The organism is Streptomyces olindensis, assembly GCF_040645895.1.
Lineage (GTDB): Bacteria > Actinomycetota > Actinomycetes > Streptomycetales > Streptomycetaceae > Streptomyces > Streptomyces olindensis.
This window is the reverse complement of the sequence record NZ_JBEYZD010000119.1, coordinates 1-14604: the sequence shown is the minus strand read 5'-3', so window position 1 is coordinate 14604 and position 14604 is coordinate 1. Positions and strand designations below refer to the sequence as shown.

12 protein-coding genes are annotated in these 14604 nt (G+C 73.4%); 4 read left to right on the top strand and 8 right to left on the bottom strand.

Annotated features, from left to right (window positions below; all coding sequences use genetic code 11):
* Positions 1-1071, top strand: a 1071-nt coding sequence (locus ABZ948_RS39225; RefSeq protein WP_359767915.1) for an SGNH/GDSL hydrolase family protein, incomplete at its 5' end; no start/stop codon positions are given.
* Positions 1072-1202: 131 nt separating this feature from the next.
* Here the strand turns inward: ABZ948_RS39225 and ABZ948_RS39220 are convergent.
* The 4 genes from ABZ948_RS39220 to ABZ948_RS39205 all read right to left on the bottom strand — a co-directional run bounded on the left by ABZ948_RS39220 (position 1203) and on the right by ABZ948_RS39205 (position 7691).
* Entirely contained in the window at positions 1203-4070 is a 2868-nt protein-coding gene (locus tag ABZ948_RS39220; RefSeq protein ID WP_435857788.1) for a helix-turn-helix transcriptional regulator, read from the bottom strand.
* A gap of 152 nt (positions 4071-4222) precedes the next feature.
* Entirely contained in the window at positions 4223-4576 is a 354-nt protein-coding gene (locus ABZ948_RS39215; RefSeq protein WP_359767913.1) for a UBP-type zinc finger domain-containing protein, read from the bottom strand.
* The gene (locus tag ABZ948_RS39210) at positions 4573-6018 is read right to left on the bottom strand and encodes an ATP-binding protein (protein ID WP_359767912.1); all 1446 of its coding nucleotides are present in this window, start codon (positions 6016-6018) and stop codon (positions 4573-4575) included. The genes ABZ948_RS39215 and ABZ948_RS39210 overlap by 4 nt, the downstream gene beginning before the upstream one ends.
* Positions 6015-7691, bottom strand: coding sequence for an NAD(P)/FAD-dependent oxidoreductase (locus tag ABZ948_RS39205; protein WP_359767911.1), 1677 nt, complete (start codon positions 7689-7691; stop codon positions 6015-6017). Before ABZ948_RS39205 ends, ABZ948_RS39210 begins: the two co-directional genes overlap by 4 nt.
* 190 nt (positions 7692-7881) lie before the next feature.
* On the opposite strand from ABZ948_RS39205, the gene ABZ948_RS39200 reads away from it, so the two are divergent.
* Entirely contained in the window at positions 7882-8775 is an 894-nt protein-coding gene (locus ABZ948_RS39200; RefSeq protein ID WP_359767910.1) for a universal stress protein, read from the top strand.
* 1 nt (position 8776) lies between these two features.
* Here the strand turns inward: ABZ948_RS39200 and ABZ948_RS39195 are convergent, their stop codons facing one another.
* The 3 genes from ABZ948_RS39195 to ABZ948_RS39185 form a co-directional block, all read right to left on the bottom strand.
* Positions 8777-10009: a DUF4032 domain-containing protein gene (locus ABZ948_RS39195; RefSeq protein ID WP_359767909.1), complete on the bottom strand. Its 1233-nt coding sequence runs from the start codon at positions 10007-10009 to the stop codon at positions 8777-8779.
* A gap of 41 nt (positions 10010-10050) precedes the next feature.
* Entirely contained in the window at positions 10051-10797 is a 747-nt protein-coding gene (locus tag ABZ948_RS39190; RefSeq protein ID WP_359767908.1) for an MBL fold metallo-hydrolase, read from the bottom strand.
* 139 nt (positions 10798-10936) lie between these two features.
* Positions 10937-11569 carry an alpha-ketoglutarate-dependent dioxygenase AlkB family protein gene (locus ABZ948_RS39185; RefSeq protein ID WP_359767907.1) on the bottom strand — a complete coding sequence of 211 codons (633 nt, stop codon included), beginning with the start codon at positions 11567-11569 and terminating at the stop codon, positions 10937-10939.
* A gap of 97 nt (positions 11570-11666) precedes the next feature.
* On the opposite strand from ABZ948_RS39185, the gene ABZ948_RS39180 reads away from it, so the two are divergent.
* Both ABZ948_RS39180 and ABZ948_RS39175 read left to right on the top strand, forming a co-directional pair.
* Positions 11667-12305 carry a TetR/AcrR family transcriptional regulator gene (locus ABZ948_RS39180; protein ID WP_359767906.1) on the top strand — a complete coding sequence of 213 codons (639 nt, stop codon included), beginning with the start codon at positions 11667-11669 and terminating at the stop codon, positions 12303-12305.
* A 17-nt stretch (positions 12306-12322) separates the two neighbouring features.
* The gene (locus tag ABZ948_RS39175) at positions 12323-13996 is read left to right on the top strand and encodes an FAD-binding dehydrogenase (RefSeq protein WP_359767905.1); all 1674 of its coding nucleotides are present in this window, start codon (positions 12323-12325) and stop codon (positions 13994-13996) included.
* A 94-nt stretch (positions 13997-14090) separates the two neighbouring features.
* Here ABZ948_RS39175 and ABZ948_RS39170 read toward each other — a convergent pair whose 3' ends face one another.
* Positions 14091-14441, bottom strand: a complete 351-nt coding sequence (locus ABZ948_RS39170) for a DUF488 domain-containing protein (protein ID WP_359767904.1) — start codon at positions 14439-14441, stop codon at positions 14091-14093.
* Positions 14442-14604: the final 163 nt, after the last annotated feature.

Here is a 14604-nt window from a genome sequence, read left to right as displayed (position 1 = left end):
ATCGGCGAGGCGGTCGGCGGACGAGGCTACCGGCTGCTGGTGCACACCAGCGTCGGCGGCAGCGGCCTGCGGGTGCGGCTGTCCAACGCCTTCGGCGACCAGCCCGTGACGTTCGACAACGTCCACGCCGGTCTGCAAAGGGATGGGGCCGCCCTCGTCCCCGGCAGCAACCGGCGCCTGACCTTCGGCGGCGCACGCTCGGTCACCGTCCCGGCCGGGGGCATCGTCTACAGCGACCCGCAGCCCGGCCACGTCCCCGCCGCCGGCACCCTCGCCGTCAGCCTCTACGTCCCCCGGGCGGGCGGCGCGCTCACCGGGCACTGGATGGCGATGCAGACGTCGTACACCACGGAGGGCGACCACGCCGCGGAGGAGAGCGCGGCGCACTGGAAGCAGCGCACCGGATCCTGGTTCTACCTCGACGCCGTCACCGTACGGCCCCGCGAGGGGACCGGCGCGGTCGCCGCGCTCGGTGACTCCATCACCGACGGCTGGCAGTCCACGACCGACCGCAACCGCCGCTGGCCCGACTACCTCGCCCGCCGGCTCGCCGGGTCCGCCACCGGCACCGTCGAAGGAGTGGCCAACGAAGGCATCGCCGGCAACAGGGTCCTCACCGACGTGCCGGGGCAGAGCGCCCTGAACCGCCTGAGCCGGGACGTGCTCTCGCTGCCCGGTGTGCGGACGGTCTTCCTCTTCCAGGGCGTCAACGACATCAAGGCCGAGCCGGGCGCCACGGCCGACGAGCTGATCGCCGGGTACCGCAGGCTGATCGACCGGGCGCACGCCGCCGGCAAGTGCGTCGTCGGCGCCACGATCGCCCCGTACAAGGGCTGGCAGGAATGGGACCCGGCCGGGGAGGCCGTACGGCGGGAGGTCAACGCCTTCGTCCGTGACAGCGGCGCGTTCGACGCCGTCACCGACTTCGACCGCGTCCTGCGCAGCCCCTACGACCCCGAGCGGATGATGCCCGCCCTCGACGGCGGCGACCACCTGCACCCCAACGACAAGGGGATGCAGGCGATGGCCGACGCCATCGACCTGCGGAGCCTCGACTGCCGGAACGGCTAGCCCGGTTCAGGGATACGCGACCGGGTTCGCCACGTTCGTCGTCGAGTTCGACGGCCCGCCCCGGTCGTTCACGACGTGCCGGATGGAGCCAGGTCAGGGTGTCCGCCACCGCCTGGTGGGCCGGGCGGTCGTCAGGACGCCGAGGGCTCCGGGGCGATCAGGCCCTCCCGGTAGGCCACCGCCACCGCCTCGCCGCGGCTCGAAGCGCCCAGCTTGGCGAGGATGTTGGAGACATGGACGCTCGCCGTCTTGCCGCTGATGAACAGCTCCTCGCCGATCTGCCGGTTGCTGCGCCCGAGCGCCAGCAGCCGCAGCACGTCCTGCTCGCGCGCGGTGAGCACACCGGCCTTGTCCTGGCTGCCCGGTGCGTCCGACAGCCGGCCGCGACGGACCAGCGCCTCCACCTGGTCCCGCAGCGGCACGGCACCCAGCCGGTCGGCGGTCTCCCGGACCACCCGGGCCTCCTCCGCCGCCTCCTCGCGCCGTCCGGCCGCCACCAGGGCCTCGGCGTACCGCAGCCGGCACCGCGCCCGCTCGTGGGCGTCGCCGTAGGCGAACGCCGCCACCGCCTTCGACCAGGCCGCCGCGTCCGGCCCCGACACGGCCCGTACCCACTCCGCCTCGGCCCGGGCCAGCCACGCCTGCCCCTCGGGGCCCTGCGGCGTGTCGTTCTGCCCGCGGCGGGCGACGGCCCGCGCCAGTTCCACCAGTTCCGTCGCCGTGCCCGCCCAGTGGCGCGCCCCGGACTCGTCGCCGGTCAGCCGCAGTTCGACGGCCGCGTCGGACACGGCCGACAGCGCCAGGGCGGCGAGCCGGACCGTCACGTCCGGGCGGGTGCCCGCCTCGTCGGTGAGGGCCGCGACCGTGGAGCGCAGCCGCCGCACCGCCTCCTCCGGATCCCGGCGCAGCGCGGCGGCGTCGGTGAGCACGATGCCCGCCACCAGGGTGGCCATCCAGTCGAAGGGCCCCTCCAGCAGGGCACGCGCCCGGTCCGCCGCCGAGAGATCGCCGCGGGCCAGCGCCACGTACAGCGCGGGACCGACCGTGTACCCGCCGGCCGCCGGCAGCACATCGGCGTCGGCCTCCGCCGCGCGCACGCACTCGTCCCAGCGGCCCAGCGCGTGCAGCACCAGCAGCCGCAGGTACCGCATCTCCAGCGGGTACGGCGAGGACAGCAGCCCGGCGCGCCGGGCCCGGTCCAGGCCCTCCGTCAGCCAGGGCAGGCACTCCGCCGGGTTCCCGTTCTCGTGGCAGCCCATGGCCAGGTTGAACAGGGCCCGCAGCTCCACGGCCGCGTTGCCGGAACTCCGGGCCAGCTCCCGGGCCCGCAGCAGCAGCTCCCGGCCCTCGGGGCCGCGCCGCCCGCCCGCGCCGAAGACGGCCAGGGAGATCAGCAGGTCCGCCTGGGCGTCGGTCACCCGCAGTTCCTCGGCCACGCTCAGGGCCCGCCGGGCGACCCGCAGCGCGGTCTCGTTCTCCCCGACGTGCCGCGCGGCCATGGCGTGCGTGGCCGCCGCCCACACCCAGGTGACCGACGGGGGCTCCTCGGGGATCATCGCCAGCGCCTCGCTGCTGTAGGCGAACGCCGCCGTCAGGCTGTCCACGCTCAGCAGGTTCCCGGCGAGGGTGTAGCGGACCCGGGCGGCCAGCTCGGAGTCGGCGTCCTGCCCGAGCTCCGCCAGCGCGGACCGGGCGAGGGAGACCGCCCGGTGCAACTCGCCGGCGTGCGCGGCGGCCGCCGAGGCGCGCAGCGTCAGCGTCACGCGGTCGACGCCCCCGCCGGAGGGCCGGTCCTCGGCGCCGACGGCCGGCCACAGGTCCAGGGCCGCCTCCAGGTGCCGCTGCTCCTCGGCCGGCGCCCCGACCCGCTGGGCGTGGTCGGCCGCCTCCAGCGAAGCGGCCAGCGCCTCGGCCAGGTCATGGCTCTCCCGGTAGTGGTGGGCGCGCTCGGCGGCACTCTCGGCCCGGCGCCCGCGCCCGGCGAGCAGCCGCGCGAACGCGCCGTGCAGCCTCGCCCGTTCCCCGGGCAGCAGATCGGCGTAGACGGCCTCGCGGGCCAGGGCGTGCCGGAACGAGTACGTGTCGTCGTCCCCGGCGACGAGGAGCTGCCGCCCCACCGCCTCGCGCAGCGCCGACTCCAGTGCCTCCTCGGGCAGCCCGACCGCCTCCCGCAGCAGGTCGTGCTCCACCCGGCGCCCGGCGACGGCCGCGGTCCGCAGCACCTGCTGGGCCGTGTCGGAGAGCTGCTCGAAACGGATCAGCAGCACGTCGGCGAGTCCGCTCGGCACCCCGCCCGCCTCCGTGTCGGTGGCCGCGAGCAGCTCCTCCGCGTAGAAGGCGTTCCCCTCGGCCCGCTCCACGATCCGCCGTACGGTGGCGTCCGGCAGCGGACCTGGTTCGAGGGCCCGCACCAGCCGGTCGACCTCGGAGTCGGCGAGCGGGCGCAGCTCCAGCCGCTCCACGGCGGGCAGCCGCACCAGCTCCGCCAGCAGCGGCCGCAGCGGATGCCGGCGGTGCAGGTCGTCCGCCCGGTACGAGGCGAACACCGCCAGCCGGTGCCGCAGGACGCCCCGGCCGAGCAGGAACCGCAGCAGGTCCCGCGACGACTGATCGGCCCAGTGCAGGTCCTCCAGCACGAGCAGCAGCGGGGCGACCTCCGCCGCGTCGGCCAGCAGCCCCGCCATCCCCTCGAACAGCCGCAACCGCCCGTCGACGTCCCGTGCCGAACCGGTCCCGGCCCCCAGCAGTCGCTCGACGACCGGGTGAGCGGCCAGGGCGGGAGCGAACCGCTCGTCGGCGGCGAGCACACCCAGCACCTCGGTGAACGGCAGATAGGGCAACCCGACGTCCCCGAGGTCCACGCAATGCCCGGTGACCACCGTCATTCCGGCGTCAGCGGCCACCCCACCGGCCTCGTCCAGCAGCCGGGTCTTACCGACCCCGGCGTCCCCGGCGATCAGCACGGCCCGCGCCTCACCGGCACGAGCACGTTCCAGCACGCCTGAGAGCCGGTCCAGTTCGGCTTGCCGCCCGACAACCGGCGTGATGAAGGAAATGTTCGGCACTCGACCAACTCTCTTGGGGACGCGGGGAACTGCGCGATCAACCACAGACGACCCGCAGCCGCCACGAAACGACGAGACCCGAGCCCCTAGGCCCGCAAGACCCTCGCCCAATCAACCGGCACCCGCCCCACCGGCCCCGGCGCCGGCTGATCCGCGGGATGACTCACCGGCGGAGCCAGCTCCGGCCCCGACTCGTACAACTCGTTCGTCGAGTAGTCCCAGTACCAGCCCTCACCCGGCTCGAAGCTCTGCACCAGGGGATGCCCCGACTCCCTGAAATGAGCCGTCGCGTGCTGCGCGGGCGAGCTGTCGCAACACCCCACGTGCCCGCACTGCGCACACCGCCGCAGATGGAACCACCACCCCCCGGCCGCGTCGCACTCCACGCACCCGCTGCCGCTCGGCGGCACACTCGGATCGATCCCGTTCCCACCACTCATGCCGACTCCTCCTCGACCGCCGTCAGCGGCAGCAGCACCTGGAACCGCGTGTCCCCCGGCTCCGACGCCACCTGAATGCTCCCGTGGTGCTTGTCGACCACGATCCGCCAGGAGATGTCGAGCCCGAGCCCGGTCCCCTCGCCCACCGGCTTCGTCGTGAAGAACGGGTCGAAGATACGCCCCCGGTCCTCCGCCGGGATGCCGACGCCCGTGTCCCGGAACTCCACCAGCAGCCGGTCGTGGTCCCGCGCGGTCCGCACGGTCAGCGTCCCCTCGCCGCCCGCGCTGTTCATCGCCGAGACCGCGTTGTCGATCAGGTTCGTCCACACCTGGTTGAGCTCCGCCGGGTACGCCGGGACCTTCGGCAGCGTCCGGTCGTACTCCTTGACGACCTTGATCTGCGGGCCGATCTTGCCCGACAGCATCAGCAGCGTGGAGTCGAGGAGTTCGTGCACGTCGGCCTGCCGGAAGGGCGCCCGGTCGAGCTGCGAGTACTGCTTCGCCGCGTCGACGAGGTGCGAGATGCGCGTGGTCGAGTCGTGGATCTCGTCCATCAGCAGCTCGGTCTCGACGGTGTAGTTCAGCCAGCCGATCGCGCTCGGCAGCATCTCCTCGTCCACGGCGGCCGCGACCTGGTCGAGCCAGTCCACGTCGAGACCGGCCTGCACGAACGTGGGCGCGATCCGCCAGCCGTCCGGGATGCCCCGGTCGTCGAGCCAGTCGGTGAGCACGTCCTCCCGGTCGGAGGCCTCCAGCGGACTGAGCACGGGGGCCTTGGCGACCCGTTCGGCGGTGCGTTCCTGGATGTCGATGAGCTTCGCCATCACCTCGGGGGAGTACGACCCCTGCGCGATGACCGCCAGCTTGTGCCGCATCTTGCCCACCCGCTCCCGCAGCGTCGCGGTCGCCCGCACGGCCGCCGCGGCCGGGTTGTTGAGCTCGTGCGTGAGACCGGCGGACAACGACCCCAGCGCCAGCAGCCGTTCGCGCTGCCCGATGGCCCGCTGGGTGTTCTTCGAACCGAAGAAGAGCCCCTCCAGCAGGTGCACCGCCATCGGGAACCACTCCTGCATGATCTGCGCGAAGGTGTCGGCGGGCAGCACGAAGAACCGCGTCGGCTCGGTGACGCGCATGGAGTTGTTGTAGACCTGCCGCACCCGGTCGCCCAGGTACGCCTGCATGGATCCCGCGTACACCCCGCGCTGCGAGGTCCGCGTCACCTCCACGTCGTCCCCGCCGACCCGGCGGTACAGCACGACCGTGCCTTCCAGCAGCACGTAGAAGCAGGTGGCGGGGTCGCCCTCGGTGTACACCGGCCCGGGCTCGAACCGCTCGACCCGCCCCTCGGCGCACAGCCGCCCGAGCTGTTCGGGCGTCAGCTTCTCGAACAGGAACAGGGAGCCGATCTCCTGCGGGCTGCAGGGCACGGCCCGCCCGCTCACGACTGCTCCAGATACCGGTGGACGAGCATCACGGCCATGGCTCCCTCTCCGACGGCGGACGCGACCCGCTTGGCGGACTCGGAGCGGGCGTCGCCCGCCACGAACACGCCGGGCACGCTGGTCTCCAGGTGGTACGGCGGCCGGTCCAGCTCCCAGCCCTCGGGCGGACGGCCGTCGGCGGTCAGGTCGGGCCCGGCGAGGATGAAGCCGCGCTCGTCACGCAGCACCGTGCCGTCCAGCCAGTCCGTGAGCGGGGCCGCGCCGATGAACACGAACATCCACTGCGCGTCGACCTGTTCGCTCTCCCCGCTGTCCACGTCCCGCAGGGTCAGCCGCTCCAGCCGGCCGTCGCCGTGCGCCTCCTCGACGACCGTGCGGGCACGCACCCGGATGTTGGGGGACTCCTCGATCTGCTGGATCAGGTAGTGCGACATCGACGCCGCCAGTGACTCGCCGCGCACCAGCAGCGTCACCGACTTGGCGCCCCGGGACAGGTACATCGCCGCCTGCCCGGCGGAGTTGGCGCCGCCGACGATGTACACGTCCTGCCCCTGGCAGGACGGGGCCTCCGTCAGGGCCGAGCCGTAGAAGACCCCGCAGCCGGTCAGGTCGTCGCAGCCCGGCGCCGCCAGCTGCCGGTAGCTCACGCCGGTCGCCAGGATCACGCTGTGCGCGGCGACGGCCGAGCCGTCCGAGAACCGCACGACGCGGGCCGCGCCGTTGACCTCCAGGGCCGTCACCTCGCGCGCCGTGAGGATCTCGGCGCCGAACTTGGCGGCCTGCCGCCGGGCCCGGTCGGTGAGTTGCGCCCCCGACACGCCGTCGGGGAAGCCCAGGTAGTTCTCGATGCGGGAGCTCTGCCCGGCCTGCCCGCCGGTCGCCGACCGCTCCACCAGCACGGTCCGCAGCCCCTCGGAGGCGCCGTAGACGGCCGCGCCGAGCCCGGCCGGGCCGCCGCCGATCACGACCAGGTCGTAGAAGTCGGCCGTCGGGGTCGTCGCCAGCCCGACCCGGGCGGCGAGGTCGACGGCCTCCGGCTCGACCAGTGGTGTCCCGTCCGGCGTGATCACCACCGGCAGCCGCATCCCGTCCTCGCCGGCCGCGGCCAGCAGCCGCCGGCCCTCCGGCTCGTCGGACGAGTACCAGCGGTAGGGCACCTGGTTGCGGGCGAGGAACTCCCGCACGTCGGAGGAGCGGGACGACCAGCGGTGCCCGACCACCTTCGTGGCGGGCACGGGCCGGAAGTCGCTGGACCGCCACGCCTGGAGCAGGTCGTCCAGGACCGGGTACAGCTTCTCCTCGGGCGGGTCCCACGGCTTGAGGAGGTAGTGGTCGAGGTCGACGACGTTGATCGCGTCGATCGCCGCGTTCGTGTCCGCGTACGCCGTCAGCAGCACGCGTCGCGCGCCCGGGTAGACGTCCAGGGCCTGTTCCAGGAACTCGATGCCGTTCATCTGCGGCATCCGGTAGTCGGCCAGGATCACCGCCACGAGATCGCCGCGCAGCTTCAGCTCCCGCAGCGCCTCCAGCGCCGACTCGCCGGACTCCGCCCGGACGATCCGGTACGACGCGCCGTACCGCCGCCTCAGGTCCCGGGCCACGGCCCGGGAGACCCCCGGATCGTCGTCCACGGTCATGATGACGGTCCGCGCCGTATCGGCGGCCTGTGCCATACGTCCCCCACACCGGGCGGTCGACTCACGGCACGGCGTCCCGGGGCGCCGCGCCGACCTCCGCCCATCGTATGTTCGATCGCCGGGGAACGCCCGGATACGGAGATCACCGCCACACGTCGCCCGGCATGCGCGGAGGTTGGGGAAGACTGATCACCAGCGCCAGTGACCTACACGAGGAGGCAGCCGGATGACACGCCCGATCACCGCAGGGGTGGACGGATCGCAGGAGAGCCTCGCGGCCCTCGGCTGGGCGGCCCGCGAGGCGGTGCGGCGCGCACGGCCGCTGCGCGTGGTGCACGCCTGGCGGTACCAGCCGCAGGAGGTGCTCGAAGCGGGGATCGAGGGCGACGCGGACGGCCAGGCCGAGTGGGTGCACAGCGCCGTGACCGAGGCCGTCGCGACCGTCACCGAACGGCACCCGGACCTCGACGTGACCACGGACGTCGTGGAGGGCGCGGTCGTCGGCACCCTGGTCGCCGCCGCTGCCGACGCGGAGCTGCTGGTGCTCGGCTCGCGCGGGCACGGGCCGATCGTCGGCTTCCTGCTCGGCTCGGTCGGGCAGCAGGTCATCGCCGAGAGCACCCGGCCCGTCGTGCTCGTCCGGGCCGGCGACCAGCCCTCGGGCGAAGCCGCCGGTCGCGAGGTCGTCGTGGGCCAGCAGGGCGACCCGGAGGACAGCGCCGACGCGCTCCGCTTCGCGTTCGAGACGGCCGCCGCGCGCGGGGCGACGGTGCGCGTCGTGCGGGCCTGGACGCTGCCGCCCGTCTTCGCCTACAGCCCGGGCTCGCTGAAGCTCCTCGACGAGGCCGGGGGACTGGAGCCCTACGAGAAGAAGGCCCTGGCCGCCGCGGTCCGGCCCTGGCGGGAGCGGTTCCCCGACGTGCCGGTGGAGGAGCACGTGGAGATGGGCAGCGCCGGCCAGGTCCTGCTGTCGGTGGCCGGCACGGCCCAGCTGATGGTCGTCGGCCGTCGCGCCCACCGCACGGCCGTCGGCGCCCGCATCGGCTCGGTGGCCCACGGAGTGCTGCACCACGCGGACTGCCCGGTGGCGGTGGTGCCGCACGCCGCGCGGGAGCGGTAGCTCACTCCGCGGTCGGCAGCAGCGTCTCGCCCGCCTTCGGCAGGATGTTCTCGATGTAGTCCTCGACCACCGTGTCGAGGCCTATGTCGTGCTGGGCGCGCTCGGACAGGTACCAGCGGTGTTCGAGGAGCTGGTGGTAGATCTCCGCCGGGTCCATGGCGCCGCGCAGTTCGAGCGGCACGGCCCGCACGGTCGGGCGGAACACCTCGCGCACCCAGCGGTGGGCGAGCACCTCCGGGCGGGCCCCCAGGGGGTCGCCCGGGGCGTAGTCGTCCTGGGTCGCCATCCAGCTCTCCAGGTCGTTCAGCAGCCGCCGGGCCTGGTTCTCCTCGGTGTCCAGCCCGGTCAGGCGCAGCAACTGCCGCTGGTGGTGGCCCGCGTCGACGACCTTCGGGACGAAACTGACCGTGTCACCGTTCGACGCGTGCTCGATCTGCATCTCCGCCACGTCGAAGCCGAGGTCGTTCAGGCGCCGGATCCGGCGTTCGATGTAGTGGTACTTGCCGGCCGGGTAGACGGACGTGCGCGTCAGCTCGTCCCACAGGCCGCGGTACCGCGCGCAGATCTCCATGCCGAACTCGATCGGGTCGACGGACGGGTGCAGCGCCCCGGACGCCTCCAGGTCCAGCAGCTCCCCGCTGATGTTCACCCGGGCGAGATCGAGGTCGTACTCGCGCTGCCCCTGGCTGAGCTGCGGGTGCAGGTCACCGGTCTCCGCGTCCACCAGGTAGGCCGCGTACGCGCCCGCGTCCCGCCGGAACAGGGTGTTGGACAGCGAGCAGTCGCCCCATGCGAACCCGGCCAGGTGCAGCCGCACCAGGAGCACGGCGAGGGCGTCCATCAGCCGGTGCATGGTGGCCGGGCGCATGGTCGTCTCGAACATCGAGCGGTACGGCATCGATCCGCCCAGGTGCCGGGTGACCAGCACGCTCTCCAGCGGGGCGCCGTCCGCGTCGGTGCGGCCGGTGACCACGGCCAGCGGGTCCACCGCCGGGATGCCGATCCGGTCCAGGTCGCGCAGCAGTTCGTACTCGCGCAGCGCGGGCCGCTCGGCCAGCTCCTTGACGGCGATCACCTCGTCGCCCGCGCGCGAGTAGCGCACCACGTGCCGGGAGATGCCGCGCGGCAGCGGCACCAGGTACTCCTCCGGCCACTCCTCCAGGGGCACGTCCCACGGCAGCTCCAGCAGGAGCGCGGGGTGCTCCGGGTTCGTCGCGCTGATCTGCAGTGCCATGCGCCGGGTGTCCTTGTCTCGCCGCCGATCGTCGCCTCACTTTAGAGGGCGCGTTCCCGCGCCCGGTGCGCGGCGTCCCCGACCGGGCCGCGGTGGACCGGTCCGTGGCCGGGCAGCAGCAGCTCGCCCTCCAGTGCGGCGAGCACGTCCAGGGAGGCCACGGCCCGGGACCGCTCGCGGTGGAACATGTCCGGCAGCAGCTGCGGCCCCTCGACGCGGGAGGTGGGGTGGCCGCTGACCAGGGCGTCGCCGGATATCAGCACGCCGGTGCCCGGCACGTGGTAGGCGCAGTGCCCGTCGGTGTGGCCCGGGGTGTGCACCGGCACGGGCCGGCCGGGCAGGTCCAGGGCGCCCTCGCCGGGGAACGCCTGCGGGGCGGTGACGGGGATGTGGGCCGTGCCGCCCGAGCGGAGCGCGTGCACCGCCCACGGCAGCACTCCCGGCCGCCAGCCGTTCCGCAGCACCGTCCCGACGGACACCTGGTGCAGGAACTCCCGCCGCGCGTGGGGCACTTCGGCCTCGTGCAGGTACACGGGCGTGCCGTACGTGGCGCGCAGGTACTCGGCGGATCCCAGGTGGTCGTTGTGCGCGTGCGTGATCAGCACCGCCGCGACGGCCTCCGGAGCGCTCCCCACCGCCGCGAGCGAGGCGAGGAGCTGCTCCCGGTCGCCGGGATACCCGGTGTCGACCAGCGTGACGGCGTCCCCCTCCGTGAGGATCACCCAGTTGGTGTTGGATCCGTGCACCAGGTAGGTGCCGTCCGCGACGTGGTGTACGTCTGCCCGCATGATCGCCCCGCGTGATGTGGTCCCGCTCCCGGTTCGACGGGACAAGAAAACTCGACGGCACAAGAAAAGCAGACCCCGCACGCGGCGGAATCGCCGGGTCCGGGCCAACGGCCCCGTGCGGCCCGGCCGTTGGACGGGGTCAGTGCACGCCGTGCGGGCGGAACTGGATGCTGATGCGGGGCTCCGTCGCGCGGGTGCTCTTCGGGATCGAGTGCTCCCAGGTGCGCTGGCAGGAACCGCCCATCACGATCAGGTCGCCGTGGCCCAGGGGCCTGCGCACGGTGGCGCGGCCGCCCCGCATCGGGCGCAGCAGCAGGTCCCGGGGCGCTCCCACGGACAGGATGGCGACCATGGTGTCCTCGCGCGCGCCCCGCCCGATCCGGTCGCCGTGCCAGGCCACGCTGTCCCGGCCGTCGCGGTAGTAGCACAGCCCGGCCGTGGTGAACGGCTCGCCCAGCTCCTCGGCGTAGTGGGCGCTCAGCGCGTCCCGCGCCTCGGTCAGTACCGGGTGCGGCAGCGGGTCGCCGGCGCCGTAGAACGCGAGCAGCCGCGGCACGTCCACGACGTGGTCGTACATCTGGCGGCGTTCCGCCCGCCACGGCACCTCGGCGGCCAGTTGTTCGAACAGCTCGTCGGAGCCGCTGAGCCACCCGGGCAGCACGTCGAGCCAGGCGCCGAAGCCGAGGTCGGTGCGGCGGATCCCGTCGAGGGTGGCGATGCGCAGCTCGTCGGCCTGGTCGAAGAGGGAGCCTTGGAGGTGGTGCTTGGCCATGCGGCCAGCGTACCCCTTAATCGAAAAGATGTTCTATCTAAGCTCGGAGGCTGTCGATACACCTCTGTATCGAATACAGTCCTGTATCGAAAAGGGGGTGGCCGTGCAGGGAACCACCGGCCGCGTGACCAGGCGCCGCGTCCGCACCCGCGCCAACCTGCTGCGGGCGGCGTTCGACGTGTTCGCGGCCAAGGGCTTCGGGCACGTCTCGATCGAGGAGGTGTGCGAGGCCGCCGGCTACAGCCGGGGCGCCTTCTACTCCAACTTCTCCAGCCTCGACGAGCTGTTCTTCGCCCTCTACCAGGAGCGGGCCGAGCTGATCGCGGAGCAGGTCTCCGGGGCCCTCGCCCTCGACGGGCCCGACCTCGACGTGCCGGCCGCCGTGGACCGGGTCACCGAGGTGCTGCTCCTCGACCGCGACTGGCTCCTCGTGAAGACGGACTTCCTCGTGCACGCCGCCCGCGACCCCGACGTGGCGCGGAGCCTGCTCGAACACCGTGCCCGGCTGCGGCAGGCCATCGCCGACCGGCTCGCCCGCGCCCGCGGGCACACCCCCCTGCCCCCCGTGCTCGGCGACACCGACGGCGCCGCCCACGCCGTGGTCGCGGCGTACGACGGCGTCACCGCGCAACTGCTGCTGGACCGGGACGTGGAGCACGCCCGCGCCTGGCTGAAGCAACTGCTCACGGCCCTGCTGACCGACGGCAGCGGCACCCCCGATCACACCGAGAACTGAAGAAGGGAACGGTCGCCATGGATGCCGATGCCATCGTCGTCGGAGCGGGCCTCGCCGGCCTCGTCGCCGCGCACGAACTGACCAGCAGGGGCAGGAGGGTCGCCCTCGTCGACCAGGAGAACGCCGCCAACCTCGGCGGACAGGCCTTCTGGTCCTTCGGCGGACTGTTCCTCGTCGGCTCGCCGGAGCAGCGGCGCCTCGGCATCAAGGACTCCTTCGACCTCGCCTGGAGCGACTGGCGGGGCAGCGCCGGCTTCGACCGCCTCGACGACGAGGACTCCTGGGCCGTGCGCTGGGCGCGGGCCTACGTCGAGTTCGCCGCGGGGGAGAAGCGGTCCTGGCTCGACGGGCACGGCATCACCTTCCTGCCCACCGTCGGCTGGGCCGAGCGCGGCGACCTCACCGCGCACGGCCACGGCAACACCGTGCCCCGCTTCCACATCGCCTGGGGCACCGGCACCGGCGTCGTCGAACCGTTCGTCCGGTACGCCAGGCAGGCCGCCCGCGACGGCCTGCTCACCTTCCACCACCGCCACCGCGTCGACCACCTGGTCATCGAGGACGGCGCCGCCCGCGGCGTGCGCGGCACGGTCCTGGCCGAGGACGCCTCGCCCCGCGGTGTCGCCTCCAACCGCGACGCCGTCGGCGAGTTCGAACTCACCGCCCAGGCCGTCATCGTCACCAGCGGCGGGATCGGCGCGAACCACGACATCGTCCGCCGCCACTGGCCCGAGCGCCTCGGCACCCCGCCGAACGAGATGGTGACGGGCGTACCGGCCTACGTCGACGGCCGGATGCTCGACATCAGCGCCGAGGCGGGCGTCCGGCTGGTCAACCGGGACCGCATGTGGCACTACACCGAGGGCCTGCAGAACTGGGACCCGATCTGGCCCGGCCACGGCATCCGCATCCTGCCCGGACCGTCCTCGATGTGGTTCGACGCCCTCGGCCGCCGCCTGCCCGGGCCGTACCTCCCCGGCTACGACACCCTCGGCACCCTGAAGCACCTGCGCACGACCGAGGACATCGCCGGGTACGACCACTCCTGGTTCATTCTCACGCAGAAGATCATCGAGAAGGAGTTCGCGCTGTCGGGCTCCGAGCAGAACCCCGACATCACCGCTAAGGACCGCGCCGGATTCCTGAAGGAACGCATCCTCGGCAAGGGCGCGCCCGGACCGGTCGACGCGTTCCTGCGCAAGGGTACCGACTTCGTGACGGCGCCCAGTGTCGAACAGCTCGTCGAGAAGATGAACGCGCTGACCGACAAGCCGCTCCTCGACGCGGGCCGGATCAGGCACCAGATCGAGGCCCGCGACCTGCAGATCGCCAACCCCTACGCCAAGGACGCCCAGGTGCAGGGCATCCGCAACGCCCGCCGCTACATCGGCGACCGCCTGGGCCGGGTCGCCACCCCGCACCGCATCCTCGACCCGGCGGCGGGCCCCCTCATCGGCGTCAAGCTGCACATCCTCACCCGCAAGACGCTCGGCGGCATCCAGACCGACCTCGACTCGCGGGCCCTCGGCACCGACGGCACCCCGATCGACGGCCTGTACGCGGCCGGCGAGGTCGCCGGGTTCGGCGGCGGCGGTGTCCACGGCTACAACGCTTTGGAAGGCACCTTCCTCGGCGGCTGCCTCTTCTCCGGGCGCGCGGCCGGCCGGGCGGCGGCCCGGCAGACCGCCTGACGGCACGGAGCGGCCCGCCCCCTCACGCTCCGAGGAGGCGGGCCGGCACCGCCATGTGTCACGCTCCGAGGAGGCGGGCCGGCACCGCCGTGTGTCACGCTCCGAGGAGGCGGGCCAGTACCGCCGCGTGACTCAGCTCCGGCGTCTTCGACGCGGTCAGCAGGGTCACGTCGCCCGCGCGGGCCAGCTCCCCCAGCCGGTCGAGGGCCTCGGCCGCCTCGCCGTCGGCCAGCTCCGCCTCGTACCGCCCGGCGAACTCCTCGTACGAGCCCTCGCCGGCGTGGTACCAGCGGCGCAGCTCCGTCGACGGGGTGAGGGCCTTCGGCCACTCGTCCACCCGCGCCGCGGCCTTCGCCAGCCCCCGCGGCCACAGCCGGTCGACCAGGACCCGCGTCCCGTCCCGCCGCTCGGGCGGGTCGTAGACACGGCGGACGCGGACGCTCATGGTCGGTCCCTTCGGCGGCGGACGGGTGTGCCGCGAGCCTAGGGCCTGTCGTTTGGATCACGCCGCAGACGCGGGGTCTGGTGCGCACATCTGCCGCGTTGTCGTCACTCGCCGACGCTCCGCGTCGACTCCCTCCTCCGCCTTGCAGCTGCACGCACCAGAC

Bases quoted from the DNA above. Each gene is read 5' to 3' on its own strand.
- ABZ948_RS39215 (WP_359767913.1), bottom strand. From the start codon at position 4,576: ATGAGTGGTGGGAACGGGATCGATCCGAGTGTGCCGCCGAGCGGCAGC.
- ABZ948_RS39205 (WP_359767911.1), bottom strand. From the start codon at position 7,691: ATGGCACAGGCCGCCGATACGGCGCGGACCGTCATCATGACCGTGGAC.
- ABZ948_RS39200 (WP_359767910.1), top strand. From the start codon at position 7,882: ATGACACGCCCGATCACCGCAGGGGTGGACGGATCGCAGGAGAGCCTC.
- ABZ948_RS39195 (WP_359767909.1), bottom strand. From the start codon at position 10,009: ATGGCACTGCAGATCAGCGCGACGAACCCGGAGCACCCCGCGCTCCTG.
- ABZ948_RS39190 (WP_359767908.1), bottom strand. From the start codon at position 10,797: ATGCGGGCAGACGTACACCACGTCGCGGACGGCACCTACCTGGTGCAC.
- ABZ948_RS39185 (WP_359767907.1), bottom strand. From the start codon at position 11,569: ATGGCCAAGCACCACCTCCAAGGCTCCCTCTTCGACCAGGCCGACGAG.
- ABZ948_RS39175 (WP_359767905.1), top strand. From the start codon at position 12,323: ATGGATGCCGATGCCATCGTCGTCGGAGCGGGCCTCGCCGGCCTCGTC.
- ABZ948_RS39170 (WP_359767904.1), bottom strand. From the start codon at position 14,441: ATGAGCGTCCGCGTCCGCCGTGTCTACGACCCGCCCGAGCGGCGGGAC.